The sequence below is a fragment of the Mesorhizobium sp. M0317 genome, from assembly GCF_040321555.1.
Lineage (GTDB): Bacteria > Pseudomonadota > Alphaproteobacteria > Rhizobiales > Rhizobiaceae > Mesorhizobium.
Genome location: NZ_JAMYRV010000004.1, coordinates 72,956 through 93,648 on the forward strand (window position 1 = coordinate 72,956; position 20,693 = coordinate 93,648).

17 protein-coding genes are annotated in these 20,693 nt (G+C 63.4%); 9 read left to right on the forward strand and 8 right to left on the reverse strand.

The window, feature by feature from the left end:
- Positions 1-10: 10 nt before the first annotated feature.
- The 3 genes from NKI88_RS05675 to NKI88_RS05685 all read right to left on the reverse strand — a co-directional run bounded on the left by NKI88_RS05675 (position 11) and on the right by NKI88_RS05685 (position 3,137).
- Positions 11-1,567, reverse strand: coding sequence for a formate dehydrogenase beta subunit (locus NKI88_RS05675; protein WP_352654137.1), 1,557 nt, complete (start codon positions 1,565-1,567; stop codon positions 11-13).
- Positions 1,564-2,043 (reverse strand): formate dehydrogenase subunit gamma, encoded by a 480-nt coding sequence (locus tag NKI88_RS05680; RefSeq protein WP_023688791.1) that lies wholly within the window; start codon positions 2,041-2,043, stop codon positions 1,564-1,566. Before NKI88_RS05680 ends, NKI88_RS05675 begins: the two co-directional genes overlap by 4 nt.
- A 194-nt stretch (positions 2,044-2,237) precedes the next feature.
- Positions 2,238-3,137, reverse strand: a complete 900-nt coding sequence (locus NKI88_RS05685) for a LysR family transcriptional regulator (protein ID WP_023673428.1) — start codon at positions 3,135-3,137, stop codon at positions 2,238-2,240.
- A gap of 158 nt (positions 3,138-3,295) precedes the next feature.
- Between NKI88_RS05685 and NKI88_RS05690 the strand changes: the two genes are divergently transcribed.
- From NKI88_RS05690 to NKI88_RS05700, 3 genes are all read left to right on the forward strand, one after another.
- Positions 3,296-3,937 (forward strand): DUF47 family protein, encoded by a 642-nt coding sequence (locus tag NKI88_RS05690; RefSeq protein ID WP_352654140.1) that lies wholly within the window; start codon positions 3,296-3,298, stop codon positions 3,935-3,937.
- Between the two features lie 3 nt (positions 3,938-3,940).
- A complete protein-coding gene (locus tag NKI88_RS05695) occupies positions 3,941-4,945 on the forward strand; it encodes an inorganic phosphate transporter (RefSeq protein WP_352654142.1) in 1,005 nt (334 codons plus the stop codon).
- 77 nt (positions 4,946-5,022) lie between these two features.
- Positions 5,023-6,213 carry an Mrp/NBP35 family ATP-binding protein gene (locus tag NKI88_RS05700; protein WP_023692624.1) on the forward strand — a complete coding sequence of 397 codons (1,191 nt, stop codon included), beginning with the start codon at positions 5,023-5,025 and terminating at the stop codon, positions 6,211-6,213.
- 160 nt (positions 6,214-6,373) lie between these two features.
- Here NKI88_RS05700 and NKI88_RS05705 read toward each other — a convergent pair whose 3' ends face one another.
- Positions 6,374-6,832, reverse strand: a complete 459-nt coding sequence (locus tag NKI88_RS05705; protein ID WP_023826843.1) for an SRPBCC family protein — start codon at positions 6,830-6,832, stop codon at positions 6,374-6,376.
- 143 nt (positions 6,833-6,975) lie between these two features.
- Here NKI88_RS05705 and NKI88_RS05710 point away from each other — a divergent pair, with 143 nt between their 5' ends.
- The 3 genes from NKI88_RS05710 to NKI88_RS05720 all read left to right on the forward strand — a co-directional run bounded on the left by NKI88_RS05710 (position 6,976) and on the right by NKI88_RS05720 (position 11,068).
- Positions 6,976-8,781: an IlvD/Edd family dehydratase gene (locus tag NKI88_RS05710; RefSeq protein WP_023688786.1), complete on the forward strand. Its 1,806-nt coding sequence runs from the start codon at positions 6,976-6,978 to the stop codon at positions 8,779-8,781.
- A gap of 332 nt (positions 8,782-9,113) precedes the next feature.
- Positions 9,114-10,595 carry a flavin monoamine oxidase family protein gene (locus NKI88_RS05715; RefSeq protein WP_352654144.1) on the forward strand — a complete coding sequence of 494 codons (1,482 nt, stop codon included), beginning with the start codon at positions 9,114-9,116 and terminating at the stop codon, positions 10,593-10,595.
- A gap of 74 nt (positions 10,596-10,669) precedes the next feature.
- Complete coding sequence (locus NKI88_RS05720; protein WP_023725813.1) at positions 10,670-11,068, forward strand: hypothetical protein; 399 nt, start codon at positions 10,670-10,672, stop codon at positions 11,066-11,068.
- A 17-nt stretch (positions 11,069-11,085) separates the two neighbouring features.
- On the opposite strand, the gene NKI88_RS05725 is transcribed toward NKI88_RS05720, so the two are convergent.
- Entirely contained in the window at positions 11,086-12,690 is a 1,605-nt protein-coding gene (locus NKI88_RS05725) for a trimethylamine methyltransferase family protein (RefSeq protein WP_023731380.1), read from the reverse strand.
- Between the two features lie 207 nt (positions 12,691-12,897).
- Positions 12,898-14,391, reverse strand: coding sequence for a MocR-like pyridoxine biosynthesis transcription factor PdxR (pdxR, locus tag NKI88_RS05730; protein ID WP_352654147.1), 1,494 nt, complete (start codon positions 14,389-14,391; stop codon positions 12,898-12,900).
- Between the two features lie 428 nt (positions 14,392-14,819).
- Between pdxR and pgi the strand changes: the two genes are divergently transcribed.
- The 3 genes from pgi (at position 14,820) to NKI88_RS05745 (ending at position 17,483) form a co-directional block, all read left to right on the forward strand.
- A complete protein-coding gene (pgi, locus tag NKI88_RS05735; protein WP_502909431.1) occupies positions 14,820-16,463 on the forward strand; it encodes a glucose-6-phosphate isomerase in 1,644 nt (547 codons plus the stop codon).
- Entirely contained in the window at positions 16,460-17,191 is a 732-nt protein-coding gene (locus tag NKI88_RS05740; RefSeq protein ID WP_352654149.1) for an HAD family hydrolase, read from the forward strand. The genes pgi and NKI88_RS05740 overlap by 4 nt, the downstream gene beginning before the upstream one ends.
- Positions 17,192-17,261: 70 nt before the next feature.
- A complete protein-coding gene (locus NKI88_RS05745) occupies positions 17,262-17,483 on the forward strand; it encodes a hypothetical protein (protein ID WP_352654151.1) in 222 nt (73 codons plus the stop codon).
- Between the two features lie 84 nt (positions 17,484-17,567).
- Here NKI88_RS05745 and NKI88_RS05750 read toward each other — a convergent pair whose 3' ends face one another.
- Together NKI88_RS05750 and NKI88_RS05755 are read right to left on the reverse strand one after the other, a co-directional pair.
- A complete protein-coding gene (locus NKI88_RS05750; RefSeq protein WP_352654153.1) occupies positions 17,568-18,242 on the reverse strand; it encodes a class I SAM-dependent methyltransferase in 675 nt (224 codons plus the stop codon).
- 61 nt (positions 18,243-18,303) lie between these two features.
- A complete protein-coding gene (locus NKI88_RS05755) occupies positions 18,304-20,295 on the reverse strand; it encodes a long-chain fatty acid--CoA ligase (RefSeq protein WP_352654155.1) in 1,992 nt (663 codons plus the stop codon).
- Between the last annotated feature and the right edge of the window lie 398 nt (positions 20,296-20,693).

The following is a 20,693-nucleotide window of genomic DNA, read 5'->3' on the forward strand; positions in this document are numbered from 1 at the left end:
CTGCCAGCACCTATTCAGCAGCCACGCGCGCCGGCGCGGGCTTGAAATCTTCGGGGAAATGGGTGATCGAGCTCATCACCGGATAGGGCGTGAAGCCGCCCAGCGCGCAGAGCGATCCGAACTTCATCGTGTTGCAGAGATCGGTGACCAGTGCCAGGTTCTTCTCCGGCTCGATGCCGGCGGCAAGCCGGTCGATGGTCTCCACCCCGCGTATCGAGCCGATGCGGCAGGGCGTGCACTTGCCGCAGCTTTCGATGGCGCAGAACTCCATGGCAAAGCGCGCCTGCTTCAGCATGTCGGCCGTGTCGTCGAACACGGTGATGCCGGCATGGCCGATCAGCCCGTCGCGCTTCGCGAACTCTTCGTAGTCGAACGGCGTGTCGAACAGGCCGCGCGGGAAATAGGCGCCGAGCGGGCCGCCGACCTGCACCGCCTTCACCGGGCGACCTGTGGCCGTACCGCCGCCGATATCGTCGACGATCTCGCCCAGCGTCATGCCGAACGCCGCCTCGAACAGGCCGCCGAACTTGACGTTGCCGGCGATCTGTATCGGGATCGTGCCGCGCGAGCGGCCCATGCCGAAATCCTTGTAGAAGGCAGCACTCTTGTCCATGATGATGGGCACGGAGGCCAGGCTGATGACGTTGTTGATCACCGTCGGCTTGCCGAACAGACCCTGGATTGCCGGCAGCGGTGGCTTGGCTCGCACCACGCCGCGCTTGCCTTCAAGGCTGTTCAGCAGCGAAGTTTCCTCGCCGCAGACATAGGCGCCGGCGCCGACGCGGATTTCCATGTCGAAGGCGTTGGGCGAACCCAGCACGCTGACGCCGAGCACGCCTGCCTTGCGGGCGACCTCGACAGCCTTGTTCATGACAGCCACCGCATGCGGATATTCCGAGCGGATATAGACGAACCCCTTGGTCGCGCCGGTGGCGATGCCGGCAATCGTCATGCCTTCGATGAGCACGAAGGGGTCGCCCTCCATGATCATGCGGTCGGCAAAGGTGGCGCTGTCGCCCTCGTCGGCATTGCAGACGATGTATTTGCGGTCAGATGTCGTATCGAGCACCGTCTTCCACTTGATGCCGGTCGGGAAGCCGGCGCCGCCTCGGCCGCGCAAGCCCGATTCCGTGACCTGTTTGACGATGTCGAGCGGCGCCATGGCCACCGCGTTCTGCAGGCCCTTGAGCCCGCCCAGTGACTTGTAGGCATCGAGCGATAGCGGGTCGTTGATGCCGCAACGCGCAAAGGTCAGGCGCGTCTGCTTGGCCAGGAACGGGATTTTGTCGGGCGCGCCCAGCCAGCGCTTGTGATGCCCGCCGGTGAGAAAGCCGCTGTCGAACAGGCTCTTGACGTCCGATGGCTTGACCGGCCCGTAAGCGACGCGGCCCTTTTCGGTCGCGACCTCGACCATCGGTTCGAGGAAATAGGCGCCGCGCGAGCCGTTGCGGACGATCTTGGCCTCGACGCCCCGTTCAGCCAGTTCCGCACGAACAGCCTTGGCGACCTTTTCGGCGCCGAGCGCCAGCGCGCCGGAGTCACCTGGAATGTAGATGCGCGGGATCATGAGCGTACCTCCCCGACGATCTCTTCGATCTTCTCGTCATCGAGCCGCCCGATCACCTCACCATCCAGCATCGCCGACGGTGAACAGGCGCACAGCCCGAGGCAATAGACAGGCTCAAGTGTAACCGATCCGTCGCGGGTGGTCTCATGGAAATCGATGCCCAACAACTGCTTGACCTTTGCGGCGATCGCATCCGAACCCATCGACTGGCAGGCTTCCGCCTGGCAGAGCTTGAGCACATGCCGGCCAGCCGGCCGGGCACGGAAATCATGATAGAAGGTCACGACGCCATGCACTTCGGCCCTCGACAGGTTCAGCCCATCGGCGATGACGGGCACGGCGTCCTGCGGCACGTGGCCAAATTCTTCCTGGATCTCGTGCAGGATCGGCAGCAGGGGGCCTTCGAGGCCCTTCAACTCCTGGATGATCGCCGCCGTGCGCGACTGTATCTCGGTACTTGCAGGCTGCATCGTCACGCAGCGCCCTCCCTATCGTAGCGATCGATGCATATAATCGTCCAAAAGCATGAAGCGGTTTTGGAACAACGACATGCCTACGCCGCTTAATCGCTAAGTGCTTAAGAAATCAGAGAAAACCTATGAAATCAATAAAGCGGTTTCGTTGCACGATAGAAAATTTCTATCGCGCCGATTGACCAGTTATGACTAGCTCAGCGATTGGCGCGGAAATCGTCTGCCAGCGCCATCGCCTCGTCCAGCAGCGCCTGCACCAGCGGCGTGTGCGGTTCGCGCGGCGCGGCGACCAGCCCGACCGTGTGGCTGGCATCCGGTTCGACGATCGGAATGGCCCGGATCGGCTCGGAAAAACCGAATGTTTCCGCCAGGTTGAGCGGCATGATCGACGACCATTTGCCTGTCCGTATGTGGGAGAACAGCACGATCATCGAGTTGGATTCCAGTGTCGGCCGCACCTGCACGCCGGCCTCGGCCAGATGCTGGTCGATGATGCGGCGGTTCTGCATGTCCGGCGTCAACAAGCAGAGCGGCAGCTGGCTGATTTCGGCCCATGTCACTTTGTCGCGATCCGAATAGGGATTTCCGACCGCCGTGATCAGCTGGTAGCGCTCGTCATAGAGCGGCACGCTGGTCACCCGTCCGAGAGGCTCGTTGTCGAGATAGGTGATGCCGGCATCGGCGTCGAAATTGCCGAGCAGCGACAACACCTCGATCGAGGTGCGCGACAGGATAGAGAAGGTGACGCCCGGATGCTTCTCGCGAAATGGCGTCGTAAGCCGCGCCACCATGGCGAGGGCGGTCGGGATGGCGGCAATACGGATACGCCCGGACAGGCCATGTCGCGCCGCCCGCATCTCTTCGCGCATGGTCCTGGAATCGCCGACGATGCGACGCGCCCACACCAGCACCTGCTTGCCTTCCGGCGTCAGCCCCTGAAAGCGCGAACCGCGATTGACCAGCATGACGCCGAGCTGGCCCTCCAGCTGCTTGATCCCGGCCGACAAGGTCGGCTGCGTGACGCCGCACGCTTCCGCCGCCCGGCCGAAATGCTCCTCCTTGGCCAGCGCGATGAAGAATTCGAGCTTGTCGATCATACCATCCGTCCGTTCGTTTCGCGCAAGGTCGGGGAAATTGCCTTTCGCCGCAAGCTCTACCCGCAATTGGCCATGCATCCACATCTTTGGGCCGGCTGGCTGTTTCCCCCGGCCGAACACGGCGCTATGTGGTTGGATGGAATACGAGGAGATCGGACATGCTGGGCTGGTTCCGCAAGCTTTTGCCGCGCGAAGATCGCTTCTTCGACCTCTTTGAACGGCATTCCCGCACCGTGGTCGGCGGCGCCGAGGCGCTGGAGCAGCTCCTGCAGGGCAAGGACATCGATCGTTGGTGCCAGAAGATCATCGATCTCGAGGACCAGGCCGATCATATCACGGCCGAAGTGCTGCTGGCGGTGCGGCGTTCCTTCATCACGCCCTTCGATCGCGGCGACATCAAGGACCTGATCCAGTCGATGGATGACGCCATCGACATGATGCACAAGACCGTCAAGACGGTGAAGCTGTTCGAAAAGAAGGAATTCGACCCGCTGATGCAGGAGATGGGTGGCGTCATCGTTGCCGCCTCCAAGCTGGTTGCCGAAGCGATCCCGCTGCTCAGCAAGGTCGGCACGCAAACGGTACGCCTCAACGCCATCGCCGAAGAGGTGATGCGCGTCGAAAGCCGCGCCGACGATCTGCATGAGCAGGGATTGAAGGACCTGTTCAAGCGGCATGGCCGCAGCGATCCGATGGCCTACCTGATCGGCTCGGAGATCTACGGCCAGCTGGAGAAGGTGGTCGACCGCTTTGAGGACGTCGCCAACGAGATCAGCGGCATCGTCATCGAGAACGTTTAGGCAATGGAAGCCACCATCGCCTTTCCCGTGCTGATCGGCCTTGTCGCCGTCGCGCTGTTTTTCGATTTTCTCAACGGCCTGCACGATGCAGCGAACTCCATCGCCACCATCGTCTCCACCCGCGTGCTGAGACCGCAGTATGCGGTCTTGTGGGCGGCTTTCTTCAATTTCATCGCCTTCATGTTCTTCGGCCTTCACGTGGCTGAAACTGTGGGAAAAGGTATCGTCGACGTCAGCATCGTCACGCCGGCGGTGATCTTCTCGGCGCTCGTTGGCGCCATCGTCTGGAACATCGTCACCTGGATTGCCGGCATCCCGTCCAGCAGTTCGCATGCCCTGATCGGCGGGCTCGTCGGCGCCGGCGTTGCAAAGGCTGGGCCCGGCGCCATCGTCTGGACCGGGCTTGGCAAGACGGTCGCCGCAATCGTCGTGTCGCCGGCGACAGGGTTTGTTCTGGCGCTGGTCCTGATCCTGGCCGTTTCCTGGCTGTTCGTGCACCAGACACCGTTCGCCGTCGACAGCACCTTCCGCGTCATGCAGTTCTTTTCGGCCTCGCTTTATTCGCTAGGGCACGGCGGCAACGACGCCCAGAAAACCATGGGCATCATCGCCGTGCTGCTCTATTCGCAAGGTATGCTCGGCGGGACGTTCTACGTGCCGCTGTGGGTCGTACTCACCTGTCAGACAGCACTGGCGCTCGGCACTTTGTTCGGCGGCTGGCGCATCGTCCACACGATGGGCTCGAAGATCACCCGGTTGAACCCGATGCAGGGCTTCTGCGCCGAGACCGGCGGCGCCATCACCCTGTTTGCCGCCACCTGGCTTGGCGTCCCCGTGTCGACCACCCATACGATCACCGGGGCCATCATCGGTGTCGGCGCTGCCCGTCGCGTCTCGGCCGTGCGCTGGGGCATTGCCGGCAACATCGTCATCGCCTGGATCGTCACCTTGCCGGCCACGGCTGCAATTTCGGCGCTCACCTACCTAGCGGTTGGCCTGGCAGGGTGAGGCGGACACCGGTGGTGCTTGGAGTCGCTGCCAATCTGCACTATCTGAGCCGCAGCCAAACGCCTAGGGAACAATGCATGTCCGTCACCAAGGAAATCGTCACCGAGCGTCTGAAGACGGTCAACGGGCCGGACTTCACCGGCAACATCGTCGACCTCGGCATGGTTTCGGAGATTTTCATCGCCGATTCGAAAGTGTTTTTCTCGATCACCGTTCCCGCCGCCCGCGCACAGGAGATGGAGCCGCTGCGCGCCGCAGCCGAGCGTGTCGTCAAGGCGATCCCTGGTGTCGCCGGCGCCGTCGTCGCGCTGACGGCGGAGAAGAAGGGCGGCGGCATGGAGGCTCCGGTTGCGTCGCGTCCCGCGCCCAGGCCCGCACCCCCGGCTGCGCCAGCCGCGCCGCGCCCAGCTCCACACTCTCCAGCCCCGCACGCCCCGGCCTCGGAAAGGTCGGGCAAGCGCGGCGTGCCCGGCATCGAGGCGATCATCGCGGTGGCGTCCGGCAAGGGCGGCGTCGGCAAGTCGACCACCGCCGTCAACATCGCGCTTGGCCTCGCCGCCAACGGTTTGCGTGTCGGCGTGCTCGATGCCGATATTTATGGCCCGTCCATGCCCAGGCTGCTCAACATCCATGGCCGGCCGCAGACCGTCGACGGCAAGATCCTGAAACCGATGGAGAATTACGGCCTTAAGGTGATGTCGATGGGCTTCCTCGTCGACGAGGAGACGCCGATGATCTGGCGCGGTCCGATGGTGATGTCGGCGCTGACGCAGATGCTGCGCGAGGTCGAATGGGGCCGCCTCGACGTGCTCGTCGTCGACATGCCGCCCGGCACCGGCGACGCGCAGCTGACTATGGCCCAGCAGGTGCCGCTGGCCGGCGCCGTCATCGTCTCGACGCCGCAGGACCTGGCGCTGATCGACGCCCGCAAGGGATTGAATATGTTCAAGAAGGTCGACGTGCCGCTGCTCGGCATCGTCGAGAACATGAGCTATTTCATAGCCCCCGATACCGGCAAGCGCTACGACATCTTTGGCCATGGCGGGGCGCGGCGCGAGGCCGAGCGACTCGGCGTGACCTTCCTCGGCGAAGTGCCGCTGGAAATGGGCATTCGCGAAAGTTCTGATGAAGGCTCGCCCGTGGTGGCGTCGAAGCCAGACAGCGCCGAGGCGAAGATCTATCGCGGCATTGCTTCGAAGGTCTGGGACCGGGTCAACGAAGAACGCGGCGCGGCCGAAGCGGCGGTGCCGAACATCGTGTTCGAGTAGCTCGGATATCCCTTCCCCTTGAGGGGAGGGTGGCCCGAAGGGCCGGGTGGGGTCCGCGGTGACACGCTCGACGCTATTTCTTTACAAGTCGAGGCAGCTCAACTCACGTTGAGGCAGTTGAGGCGACCCCACCCGCCTCGCTTCACGAGGCACCCTCCCCTCAAGGGGGAGGGGAGCCCACCTTCTCGCCAAAACTTGAAAAAAACTGCCCGGCCAGCTTCTTCGAAGTCGATTCGATCAGCCGGCTGCCGAGTTGGGCGATCTTGCCGCCGACTTCGGCCTTGGCCGCGTATTTGAGGACCGTCGCATCCGGCCCGTCCGCCGTCAGCGTCACGTCGGCGCCACCCTTCGCGAAGCCGGCAATACCGCCCTTGCCCTCGCCCTGGATGGTGTAGGAGTGCGGCGGCTTCAGGTTCTTCAACGTCACCTCGCCGTTGAATGTCGCCTTGATCGGTCCGATCTTCAACACCACCGTCGCCGCCATTTGGGTCGGCGATTTCATCTCCAGGTGCTGGCAGCCGGGAATGGTCGCCTGCAAAACCTTCGGATCGTTCAGCGCGTCCCACACTTTCTGCAGGGGGGCGGCAATGCGTTCCTCGCCTTCGATCACCAAAGCCATCGACACCTCCCGGACAGACTTCGAAGGCCTAACGCACGGTCTGGTCTGTGTCTATCGCACCAAAGTCGGGTTGCGACGGTGCGCCCTCTTGCCTGCTTCCGCGCGTTGCCATATCGATTTGTCTTACAAATACGGAGACCATGATGGCAGGCGCCCCCACCGGAAAGAAGAAATTTCGCTCGCAGGAGTGGTTCGACAATCCCGACAATCCAGGCATGACCGCGCTCTACCTCGAGCGCTACCTGAACTACGGCCTGACGCGGGCCGAGTTGATGTCGGGCAAGCCGCTGATCGGCATCGCCCAGACCGGCTCGGATCTGTCGCCGTGCAACCGCCACCATATCGAACTGGCCAAGCGCGTGCGCGAAGGCATCGTCTCGATGGGCGGCATCCCCTTCGAATTCCCGTGCCATCCGATCCAGGAGACCGGCAAGCGCCCGACCGCGGCACTCGACCGCAACCTTGCCTATCTCGGCCTGGTCGAAGTGCTTTACGGCTATCCGCTCGACGGCGTCGTGCTGACCATCGGCTGCGACAAAACCACGCCGGCGCTGCTGATGGCGGCGGCCACCGTCAATATTCCGGCCATAGCGCTTTCGGTCGGACCGATGCTCAATGGCTGGCACAAAGGCAAGCGCACGGGATCCGGCACCATCGTCTGGGAATCGCGCCAGCGGCTCTCCGCCGGCGAGATTGACTATGACGAGTTCATGGACATCGTCGCCTCATCGGCGCCGTCGACCGGCTATTGCAACACCATGGGCACCGCCACCACGATGAACTCGCTGGCAGAGGCGCTCGGCATGCAATTGCCGGGTTCGGCCGCCATTCCCGCACCCTACCGCGAGCGCGGCCAGATCTCCTATGAGACCGGCAAGCGCATCGTCGAGATGGTGCATGAGGATCTGAAGCCGTCCGACATCATGACGCGCAAGGCCTTCGAGAACGCCATTGTCGTCAATTCGGCGATTGGCGGCTCGACCAATGCCCCGATCCACCTCAACGCGATTGCCCGTCATCTCGGCGTGCCGCTCACCAATGACGACTGGCAGACGGTCGGCCTCCATGTGCCGCTCATCGTCAATCTGCAGCCATCGGGCGAATATCTCGGCGAAGACTATCACCATGCCGGCGGCGTGCCGGCTGTGGTGGCCGAACTGATGAAGGCCAAGCTGCTGCCTTATCCCGAAGCGATGACCGTCAACGGGAAATCGATCGGCGACAATTGCAAGGATGTCGCCAACGAGAACACCGACGTCATCCGCACCGTCGCCGAGCCGCTGAAGGCCAATGCCGGCTTCATCAATCTCAGCGGCAATCTGTTCGATTCCGCAATCATGAAGATGAGCGGCATCTCGCCGGAATTCCGCGAACGCTATCTCTCCAACCCGAACGACCCGGAAGCCTTCGAGGGCAACGCCATGGTCTTCGATGGTCCCGAGGACTACCACGCCCGCATCGACGATCCGGCGCAAGGCATCGACGAGCACACCATCCTGTTCATGCGCGGCGCCGGCCCGATCGGCTATCCCGGCGGCGCCGAGGTCGTCAACATGCAGCCGCCCGCCTATCTCATCAAGAAGGGCATTCACGCGCTGGCCTGCATCGGCGATGGCCGCCAGTCGGGCACATCCGGCTCGCCGTCTATCCTCAACGCTTCGCCGGAGGCCGCCATTGGCGGCGGCCTGGCGCTGCTCAAGACCGGCGACCGTGTGCGCATCGATTTACGCAAAGGCACTGCCAACATCCTCGTCACCGACGAGGAAATCACGCGCCGCCGTGCCGAACTGCAGGTCGATGGCGGCTATCATTATCCCAAGCATCAGACGCCATGGCAGGAGATCCAGCGCTCCATGGTCGACCAGTTCTCGGAGGGCATGGTGCTGAAGCCGGCGGTGAAATACCAGGACGTCGCCCATACCAGCGGCGTGCCAAGGGACAATCACTAAGCACCCGCTTGATATGCAAATGCCGGCCTGATCGGGCCGGCATGAAAGCCTTGGCGTAAGCTTGTTTGGGTGGCGGCCTCAGGGTGGAGGCGGGCCGGACGAAGCGGCGATGGCTGTGATGCCGGAGAGTCGTCCTGCCTTGCGGATGACTGGTGTGTGATACTGTTTCTTCATAGGACCCGTTGCCCGTTTTAGATCACTGCTCGCACGCCAACTGATCCCACCTGTCAGTATGACATTGCAGTCCTCGTCAGTTTCGGGTTTTTTGACACGAAATCAAGAGGGGTCCAGAGAGTCGTCCATGATGATGGTTTTCCGCCACGGGCGTATCCTTGCCGCCTAGCCCGATCGACATTGCCCCGGTCGACATTGCTATTGTCGGCGCGGGCATGGCCGGTCTCTTCCTGGCGTGGCGCTTGTCCCAAAGTGAAAAGCCCGCAAGGATCGCTGTTTTCGAATCCGCCGGTCGCGTCGGCGGTCGGGCCTCCACGGTCTCATTTCCCGGAGAGCCGAACTTCGGCATCGATCTCGGCGCGATGATGCTGATGCCGCAACATCGGCTGCTCAAAAAACTCATGGCGACGCTGGATGTAAAGCTGTCGGGTATGGACGTCGTCACCGGCGCCAACCGGCTCCATCTGCGCGGTAGGAGCCTGCCCTACGCCGCTATATCGCGCTTTGCGCCGCGCCGCCTGTTTGCCTATGACGTGACGCGTCGGCTGCAGGAAAAAGGCCCGTCCCGCCTGTTGCGAAAGGCGGCAGCACTGATCCTGCCGGGTTCGGAGGCCTTCGGCAGCGCCGAATGGAACGGCGCCGCAGGCTTCGCTTATCGCGGCCGCAAGCTGGCGGATTGGGCGACTTGGGATGTGCTGGCAACGGTCTTGACCCCGGAGGAAATGGCTTTTGCCGAGGACGCGGTGGGCTATTCGTTGCTCCTGCGTGGACCCAACGCCGCCGAGACGTTCAGGCTTGCGCTCGGCGAGCTGAGCGGCGGCCGCTCCTATTGTTCCCCCGATGGCGGGTTCCAGCCGGTTGCGGAGCGAATGGCCGGGCGGATCGCTGTCAGCGGCGGCGCCGTCCATCTCGATCACAACGTGACCGCCATCGCCCGCTCGGCGCAAGGGATGGTCTTGTCTGTCGAGGGGCAGGGCGGGACGGTCGAGGCGCGCAAGGTCGTGCTGGCGTTACCGGTCCGCCCCCTGCGGACCCTGCTGGAAAAGTCCGGCATCGAGCAGCCCAGCGATCTGCCGGCACCGGAACCCTGGCCGATGCTCACGCTGGCCGCCTGCTATGCCAGCCCGTGGTGGGCTCGAAACGGCATCGCGGCCGGCCACAGCGTGACCGATCTGCCGGCTCGCCAGATATGGCAGTTCACAAAAGCGGACGCGCGCGACGCGACGATTCGGCGGAGCGTCGCCATGGCCTATTGCGATGGCAGGCACATGGTATTCTGGCGCTCACTGCTGCCTGAGCTCGCTCGGCGCCACGGTTTTGCGGTTTTGGCCGAGGGACATTCCGCGCTGGAGGCCTTTCACGGCCAGATGGTCGAAGTCCATGGCAAACACGGCGCCATCTCGAAACCCATCGGCGGGTTTGCGCAGGATTGGGGTGCGCCGGCCTATGGCGGCGCGTCGCATGTATGGGACCGTGGCATAGATATCTCCGGTATAAAACTGGCGAGCCATACGCTCGCTCCGGGCATTCATGTCTGTGGCGAAGCGTGGTCCAACAATCACGGCTGGATCGAGGGCGCGCTGGAAAGTGCGGAAGACCTGTTGCAGCGGGAATTCGGGCTCGACGCCTGGCTTGCCTGAGACTCCGCAAATGCGATGAAAAACGATCCTACATTCCCATATGAGTGGTCGGCTATCGGACGGAAAGTATCAACGTGACTAAACGGCGCTCTTCAATCGGTTTCCTCGGCATGTTCGGCCGCTCCGGCGATTTGCGGGAACTCGACACCGCGCTGCGCGGCGCCGATCTGCATCCGGCGCTTGTCCCTGAGGGGGTAAAGCTCACCATCGTCAATTTGATGAAGGATTATTGGCCGGACGAGCCGCCGCCGGACGCCTACCGGTCCGTGGCGCAGCTGTTTGGCTATTGCATCGCGGGCCCACAAACCTTCGAGCAGGCCAATGGGCCGGAGCGGCGGCTGGACGCTGAGCGCCGCATCGAGGCTGCGCTTGAAACCGGCGACAGCCTGGATGCCCAGATCGTGTTGATGGCGCTGCATGGCAAGCTGATCAGCGCCGAAGTGGTCGAGCGCTTTGGGTTAAGTGCGGACTGACCTTCGTAAGGTGAAGCTTACCCGCCCATGCCGCTGCGTGGCAGCTTGATCATCTCGCCGAAGCGGGCACGCAATTTGTCGTCGAGCAGCTTCGGCACATGGCGCGGGAAGCGCTCGGCCAGCACGCGCTTCTTTTCGATGATCGCCCGCTGCAAGATGTCGGGCCGGCCCTTCTCGTTCCATTCCTTGGGCGAAAAGCGGTCGCCGACGGCAGGATAGAAATACTCCGTCTGCATCAGGCGCAGCGTCTGCTCGTTGCCGAGATAGTGGCCTGGGCCATTCATGCAGACTTCGGTGATGGTGTCGATCGACAGCGCTTCGTCGGTCACTTCGATGCCGCGCACGCAGCGCAGGCAGTGGCCCAGCATGTCATTGTCGATGATCAGGCTCTCCAGGCAAAAGCCGAGCAGCGAGGCATGCATACCCGCCGATTCATAGACCAAGTTGAGGCCGGCAAGACCGGCCATCACATCGGTGATGCCCTTTTCATAGCCGGACTGGATGTCGGGCAGTTTCGAATCCGTCATGCCGGCGGCCGAACCGCCCGGCAGATCGTAGAACTGCGCCATCTGCGCACAGGCCGAAGTCAACACTGCCTGCTCGGCCGAGCCGCCCGACATGGCGCCGGTCCTGAGGTCGGATACGAACGGCCAGGTGCCGAAGATCGCCGGATGCCCGGGCTTGATGGCGTTGACGTAGATGAGGCCGACCAGCACTTCGGCCACCGCTTGCACCACAGCGCCGGCAATTGCCGCCGGAGCGGTGGCGCCGGCCTGGCCGGCCGATAGAAGCAGGATCGGAATGCCGCCTTCGACGCAGGCTTCGAGCACGCCGCAGGCGTCCTCGGCAAACTTCATCGGCGGCACGACGAAGCAGTTGGAGTTCGACACGAACGGCCGGGCGCGGAAATTCTCCTCGCCGCCGGCGATCGCATAAAGCATGTCCAGCGCCGGCTGCACGTTCTCGCGCACCGTGAAGGAGGTGCCGACATGCTTCGACGTCCCCATCACGCAGGCGTAGAGCGTGTTGAAGTCCATTTCGAGCGGATCGGGAATGTCGCGCGGCACCATGGGCCGCTGGAAGAAATGGATGTTGTCGAGCCCTTCGACGAGGCGGGCGGCGTCGTAAATGTCCTGCACCAGCGACTCGCGGTATTCGCGCTTTTCGACATCGACCAGATGCACCGCCGCACCCGCCGTGCCGTAATGCACGCGCTTGCCCTGGATCAGCATGTCATGCCTGGGGTCCTGGCCGTGCAGCGTAAAATTCCGCGCGGCTCGTCTGATCGTGTCCATCACAAGCCCGCGTGGGAAACGGACGCGGCCGTCATCGCCATAGACGGCGCCGACCCCGGTCAGCGCCTCGATGCAGGAGGGAATGGCATTGGCGAAGCCGACGGTCTCCAGTAGCGTCAGCACCGCTTCATGGATGCGCTCCTGTTCGTTCTGGTTGAGCGGCCCGTAGCTGCCGCCTTCGAGGCCGGCGCGCACCGGCCGGATATCGTCGGCAAGCGGTGCGGCCCGCATGGCGCGGCGCGCTTCGCGCCCGCCGGATCGGCGCGAACGCTGGTCGGCTGATGCATCCTTAGGAGCCGCATCCTGCTTCTCAACAGCCACTGACATGGGGGGCACTCCACCTTTAGTTTGCGAAACACGACGCGATGATTGGTCCACCGTCGGCTTGCTTCGTCCCTCTGTCAGCCGACTATGCCGTTGCCATTGGCCCAGCCTATGGGCCAGTCAACGCAGCCGAGTATGCCAGAGAGCTAATGCAGAATGTTGGTGATCATGCCAAGGGCCGGGGCTGTTCAAAGCTCCGGCACAGGCAAATCAGGCTGCAGCGGGCCTGCGTCCGGCCGCGGTCGCGAGCTCGCGAATACCCGGCTCGATGTGCTGCAGTGCGATCGAGGAAATGCCCAAGCGCATGAAACGCGACGGCTTTTCGGTGCGATCGAAGAAGCGGTCGCCCGGCTCGATGATGACGCTGCGCGAGGCCGCGGCCTCGGCCAGTCCACGTGAATCGGTGCCGCGCGGGCCTTCCAGCCAGAGCGATGTGCCGCCGGCCGAATCGGTCGAGCGCCATTCCGGCAGGAATGCGGAAATCGCATGGACCAGACGCTTGCGCCGCTCGTCGAAGGCCGACGACAGCCGCCGCACCAGCGCCTCGTGATGGCCGAGCGACAGGAACAGCGCGACCGCGCGCTGGTTGTTGGCCGGCGGGTGCCTGAGCATGAAGCGGCGCAGCGCCCTGAGCTCGGAGATTAGTCCAGCCGAAGCGACGATGTAGCCAAGCCGCAGGCCCGGAGCCAGCGTCTTCGACATCGAGCCGACATAGACGACGCGACCCGAGCGATCGAGGCTCTTCAGCGCCTGCTGCGGCGCCTCGTCGAGAAGCTGGCTGTCATAGCCGTCCTCGATGATGATCTGGTTGTGGCGGTTGGCGCGCGCCAGAAGGTCCTGCCGCCGCTCCGCAGACAGCGGCACCATGGTCGGGCAGTGGTGGCTGGGGGTGACGAAGACAAAGCCGGAATGGTTGGGAATGGACGAGGTGACGATGCCGGACTGATCGACCGGAACCGGCTGGATCTCGGCGCCTGCCAGGCGGAAGATCGAGCGCGCGTCGGGGTATCCCGGGTCTTCCATCGCGACCTTGGAGCCCTTTGTCATCAGCAGTGTCGCCAGCATATATAGCGCGTTCTGGGCGCCGAGCGTGACGATGATCTCGTCCGGATTGGCGAAGATGCCGCGCCGCGGCAACAGCCGCGCCTGGATCTGCTCGATCAAGAGCGGATCGTCGCGATCGACCATGTCGGAGGCCCAGTTGCGGATTTCGAGCACGGCCAGCGCCATGCGGTTGCACTCACGCCATTCGGCTGTCGGGAACAGCGCCGGGTCGAACTGGCCGTAGACGAAGGGGTAGGACGACTTGATCCAGTTATCGTGCTTGGCCGGCGGCGGCATGTCGCTGGCGGCGATCTGCCGGCGTGCCTTCCAATCGATCTCGTTCTGCTGGTCCGGCGCCTTCTGGTGCGGCTTGGCGGGGGTGGCCAGCACATCCGGATTGACGAAATGGCCGCGCCGTTCGCGCGCCACCAGGAAACCTTGGTCGACCAATTGCTGGAAGGCCAGCACCACAGTGCCGCGCGCGACGCCGAGTTTTTCAGCCAGGATGCGGCAGGACGGAAGCGGCATCGAAGCGGCGATCTGCCGGTCGAGAATGGCGGCGACGATCGCCTGACGGATCTGCGCCTGCAGGGTCTGGCCCGATTCCGCCGAAATCCGGAACAGGCCGGACCATATGGCCGTGTCGTTACGCTGTGGCATGGAAGGTGTTCCTCGATGGCCAGTCTTTTTTGCTTGGCTGGACCAGCGGAAGGTAACCGTGGCACAAGGGGTTGCGCCAATCAATTTTTCTGATCGCTGGGATTTATGCCAGTGATCTATGCGCGACGCGCAGCGTCGTCGCATCCCCGGGTGACGCTTGCGTCATCCCGCAGCGCGGACGCCCGCGCGATGCGCAGCGTCGTCGCGCCTCATTATCCCCAGCGCGATGCGAAGCGTCGTCGCTACTCCCATCACATCATCCAGCGCGACGCGCAGCGTCGTAGCTCCATCACGTCGCACTATGCTGCACTGCGTCATCCCCACGCATTGAAACATGCGGAATTCGGCTCAATAAGATCAGCGCGACGACACGCGCCGGAAACATCCGGTCTGATAAGATGTCGTGAAAAAACGATCAGGAGCCGGCAGTGGATCATTCCTCCTTCGACAAACAGCTTGTCGCCTTGCGTGCTGCGCGCGCGGCAGCATCGGGCACGATGCGCGAGGCTTTTGCCGCCGACCCCAAGCGCTTCGAGACATTTTCGGCCAGCGACGGCGACCTTTTGCTCGACTGGTCGAAATGCGCGGTCGACCAGGGCACGATGGAACTGCTCGAGAAGCTCGCCGCCGCCGCCGATCTCGAAGGGCGCCGCGCCGCAATGTTTTCCGGCATGAAGATCAACATCACCGAGGACCGGGCGCTGCTGCACACGGCGCTGCGCAACCTCTCGGGCAAGGGCGTCACGGTCGATGGCCAGGACGTCAAGGCGGATGTGCTGTCCGTGCTCGACGCCATGGGCGCTTTTGCCGATGCCATTCGTTCCGGCAAGGCCGCCGGCGCCACCGGCAAGAAGATTACCGACATCGTCAATATCGGCATTGGCGGCTCCGATCTCGGCCCGGCCATGGCGACGCTGGCGCTGGCGCCCTATCACGACGGCCCGCGCGCGCACTACGTCTCCAACATCGACGGCGCCCATATCCACGACACGCTGAAGGGCCTGTCGGCCGAAACCACCCTGTTCATCATCGCCTCGAAGACCTTCACCACGGTCGAGACGATGACCAATGCCGAGACGGCGCGCGAATGGGTGCAGAAGGCGCTCGGCAAGGAAGCTGTCGGCAAGCATTTCGCCGCCGTCTCGACCGCGCTCGACCTGGTTTCCAAGTTCGGCATCGAAGCGGATCGCGTGTTCGGCTTCTGGGACTGGGTCGGCGGCCGCTATTCGCTGTGGGGCGCCATCGGCCTGCCGGTGATGATCGCCATCGGTCCGCGCAATTTCCGCGCCTTCCTCGACGGCGCGCATGAGATGGACGAGCACTTTCGCACCGCACCCCTGCAGAAGAACCTGCCTGCGCTGCTTGGGCTGGTCGGCTGGTGGCATCGCGTGATCTGCGGTTATCCTGCGCGTGCGGTCATCCCCTATGACCAGCGCCTGTCGAGGTTGCCGGCCTATCTGCAGCAGCTCGACATGGAATCGAACGGCAAGGGCGTCACCCTCGACGGCACGCCGGTGACGACGCCGACTGGGCCGCTGGTCTGGGGCGAGCCCGGCACCAATGGCCAGCACGCCTTCTTCCAGCTGCTGCACCAGGGCACCGATTTCATCCCGGTCGAGTTCCTTGCCGCTGCCGTCGGCCATGAGCCTGATCTCAAGCACCAGCACGATCTGCTGCTTGCCAATTGCCTAGCGCAGTCGGAAGCGTTGATGAAGGGCCGCACGCTGGACGAGGCGCGCGCGCAGATGCTCGCCAAGGGCATGAAGCCGGCCGATGTCGACAGAATAGCCCCGCACCGTGTCTTCTCCGGCAACCGCCCCTCGGTGACGATCCTCTACCGCAAGCTCGACCCGCGCACCTTCGGCCGCCTGATCGCGCTTTACGAGCACCGCGTCTTCGTCGAAGGCACTCTGTTCAACATCAATTCCTTCGACCAATGGGGCGTCGAGCTCGGCAAGGAACTGGCGACCGGCCTGTTGCCAGTCGTGGAAGCCAAGGAGAGCGCCGACAAGCGCGACGCATCGACGGCCGGGCTGGTGGCGCGCATCCAGCAACTGCGGGGGGCGCAATGAAAAATCCGGCCGACATCAAGGGCATCTTGTTCGACAAGGACGGCACGCTTGTCGATTTCAACGCGACCTGGCTCGGCATCGCCGATTTCATGGCCATGGATGCTGCCGAGGGCGATCGCTGGAAAGCCGACAGGCTGCTTTCAGCGGCGGGCTTCGATTTTGTCGCCAAGCGTTTCAAGCCGGATTCCATCTTCGCCTCGGGCACCAACATGGATGTCGTCGAACTATGGTTCCCGCGCCTGTCCGACGAGGACCAGATGCTGGCCGTCGCCCGCTTCAACGAGATCACCTCGGTGCAAGGCTCATCGATGGCGGTGGCCCTGCCCGGCATCGTCGCGGCGCTGACGGCTCTGCACAAGCGTGCCTACCGGCTCGGCGTCGCCACCAACGATTCGACCGCCGGTGCCGAAAAGACCATGGTCACGCTCGGCGTCGCGCAGCTGTTCACCGCCGCCTATGGCTATGACGCGGTCGCCAATCCGAAACCGGCGCCGGACACGATCGTCGCCTTTTGCGACCTGACCGGGCTGAGGCCGTCAGAGATCGCCATGGTCGGCGACAACCGCCACGACCTGGAGATGGCGCGTGCCGGCGGCTGCGGCCTGGCGGTCGGCGTGCTCTCCGGCACCGGCACGCGTGAATCGCTGTCCTCGATCGCCGATGTCGTTCTCGATTCTGTTGCCGACCTGCCGGACTTTCTGTCGGCGCGGGTCAAGGAGACGGTTTGACGGGGGCCTGGGGCAAACTCAATTCGGCTCGGGATTTCCCCGCCAATGGCCGAGTTGGGGGAAGCAGCCCATGAAACTATGGAGCTTCTGGTTTGTTTTCGGACACAGTGGGCTACTCATCAGCAGAGCAAACGTACCCGCATTTGCCGCACCTGATCTTGGCGCTTGCGTTATCGATGTCTTCGCCAGGCTGAAGCTCGAAGCCGCGATTTTCGCACTTTGGGCAAACTATGAAACCGATACGTTGAACAACTTTAATCCACGCCATTCGACTTCTCCTATCAACGGCTAATCCAATCTATTTTCTGCCCCTTGAGGTTTGTCCACAATGAGTAGAATCCGGCCATTCAGAGCGACTGGGCTTTGCCGCGTCGCGCTAGCAATCTTCCGGCTCGAACCAAAACACACCGCTCGGCTTGGTCACATCACCCTTTGCGTCGCCGAAATCCGGCACCTGATATTCGGCGAGCAATCGTAGCCGCGACAGCGGCAGATCGGCGCGGCGGGGATCGCCGACCAGCACCTCGATGCCGGCTGCCAGGCAGCGGTCGAGGAACGGGATCACCCGCAGAGCAACCTCGCGGCCGTAGAACACGTCGCCGGCAAGCACGAGGTCGACCGCCGGTGGCGGACCTGTAGTGATGTCCGTGTCGAGGACGGTGATCTCGACGCCGTTGGCCGCGGCATTGATGCCGACCGCGGCGATGCCGTTGCGATCGATCTCGGCGGCGATCACCGCGCTGGCGCCGGCCTTGGCGGCGGCGATGCCGACGAGGCCCGAGCCGGCGCCGAGGTCGAGCACGCGGCGGCCGGCCACGATTTGCGGATGGTCGAGTATATAGCGCGCCAGCACGGCGCCGCCGGCCCAGGCATAGGCCCAGTAGGGCGGCTGCGGCTCAGCTTCGTGCTCCTCGGTTTGGCTGCCGTCTTCCGGTCCATGAGCTCGCCACTCGACAAGCCGCCTCAGGCCGCTGCCGGGATGAGCCGTATAGAGCTGGATTTCAGGGAGCGCGGGAACGGGCGCAAGCCGCAGGTTCGCCCTGATGAACATTACTGCGTCGGGACGCCTACTATCGTCCGCGATCCCGCCGTCGCCAGGCTCGCCGTTCAAATTATTCCCGCAGCGCCCGGCGCAAAATCTTGCCCACCGGCGTCTTCGGCAGCTCGGACCTGAACTCGATGTATTTCGGCCGCTTGTAGCCGGTCAGGTTCTCGCGGCAGTAGGCGGTCAGCGCCTCGACGGTCAGCGCCGGGTCCTTCTTGACCACGAACAGCTTCGGCACTTCGCCCGAATGCTCGTCCGGCACGCCGACCGCCGCCACTTCGAGCACGCCCGGATGCTGGGCGACGACTTCCTCGAGTTCGTTGGGATAGACGTTGAAGCCGGAGACCAGGATCATGTCCTTCTTGCGGTCGACGATCTTGGTGTAGCCGCGCTCGTCCATGAAGCCCATGTCGCCGGATTTGAAGAAGCCGTCCTTGGTCATCACCTTGGCGGTCTCGTCCGGCCGGTTCCAGTAACTGGCCATGACTTGTGGCCCGCGGATGCAGATCTCGCCGACCTCGCCGAGCGGCAGATTGTTGCCGTCATCGTCGCGGATGACGATCTCGGTCGACGGCAGCGGCAGGCCGATCGTGCCGGTGAAATTGCTGTCGCTGAACTTGTTGGCGGTGGCTACCGGCGAGGTCTCCGACAGCCCGTAGCCCTCGGTGATCGAATTGCCGGTCAGCGCCTTCCAGCGCTCGGCAACCCCCTTCTGCACCGCCATGCCGCCACCCAGCGTCATGATCAGCGGCTTGAAGTCGAGCTTGCGGAAATCCTCGTTGTTGAGCAGCGCGTTGAACAGCGTGTTGAGGCCTGGGAAAATGTGCATCGGGTATTTCTGCAGCTCCTTGACGAAGCCGGGAATGTCGCGCGGGTTGGGAACGAGCACGTTCTGGGCGCCCTGCTGCATGCCCATCAGCGCGTTCACCGTCAGCGCGAAGATATGGTAGAGCGGCAGCGCGCAGATGAAGTTGAGATGCGCCGGTTTCGGCTTGATCGCGTAGGCGTCCTGCAGCCATAGCGTGTTCTGCGCGACATTGGACAGCACATTGGAGTGCAGCAGCACAGCACCTTTGGAAATCCCAGTGGTTCCGCCGGTATATTGCAGGAAGGCGATGTCGCCGGCCTCCATCTTGGCCGGTTTGAAGGCGATGCCGGCGCCGGCCTTCACCGCCGCATTGAACTTGACATGGCCGGGCAGCGACCAGGCCGGCACCATCTTCTTCACCCGGCGCACGACGAGGTTGACGATCGTGCCCTTGAGGGCGCCGAGCATGTCGCCCATCGCCGCGACCACCACATGCTTGACCGCCGTCCTGGCAATCACCGCCTCCAGGGTGCTGGCGAAATTCTCCAGAATGACGATCGCCTGCGCGCCGGAATCCCTGAGCTGGTGTTCGAGCTCGCGTGGCGTGTAGAGCGGATTGATGTTCACCACGACATAGCCGGCGCGAAGCACGGCCATCATCGCCACCGGATATTGCAGCACATTCGGCATCATCAGCGCCACGCGTGCGCCTTTCTGCAGGCCCTTCGATTGCAGATAAGCGCCGAAGGCGGCCGATTGCCGCTCGAGTTCGGCATAGGAGATCGACTTGCCCATGCAGACGTATGCCGGCTGGCCGGAAAACTGCTTGCAGGCGCCGACGAGGAAGTCGCCGATCGAACTGTAGGGCAGGGCGCCGATCTCCGCCGGCACGACTTTCGAATAGCTTTTTAGCCATGGCTTTTCCGGCAAGCCCGCGGCAAGCGCCGTCAGCGTGTTCGGCAGTTTTTTGGCCGCGCCCGGCGACGGCTTCGAGGCGGGCTTCGCCGCGGCTGCCTTGGCGGCTGGCGGCTGGGCGGGCTTTGCAGCGGGTGTTGTCTTCGCCGCGCGCTTGACCGCAGGTTTCGCTGCCGGGTTGGCGCTTGCCTTCGCCGGCGTCGAGGTTGCCGTTGGCTTGACGGCGGGAGTGGCTTTGGCCGGTGGCGCTTTCGACTTGGCGGCAGCGGCGGCCGGTTTTGAAGCTTTCGCCGCTTTTGCTTTCGCCGGGGCCGTTGTCTTTGTTGCTTTCGCCACCTCTAGCCTCCCTCGGTCGTTCTGTTGCCTGCTCCTGCTGCGCCGCCTCGATGTGGTGAGGCGTCCTCCGCTGCAGCGATGTCGCGGATTCCCGGAAAATCCAGCGTGTCATCTATCTATTGCGACTATCGGCGGCCGTGCAAGTCTTGCCCCAGCGGCAGGACGGCAAAGATTTGCCGTCGAAATCCTTCCCGCGATGCCAGCTCAGGCAATGCCGTCCTGTCATCTCGGTGGCGAACCCAGGCTTGTGGATTTTTGGCTTACGATTGCTGCGATCAATGAAAAAATGCGGTCGTTAACAATCCCGTGATTAGCAGATTTTGCTATTTGTTTCTGCAATTCGTCAAAGACCGAGAAATATTTTCTGCTTACGGTGGGGTAGGCAAACAGGGTGTTCC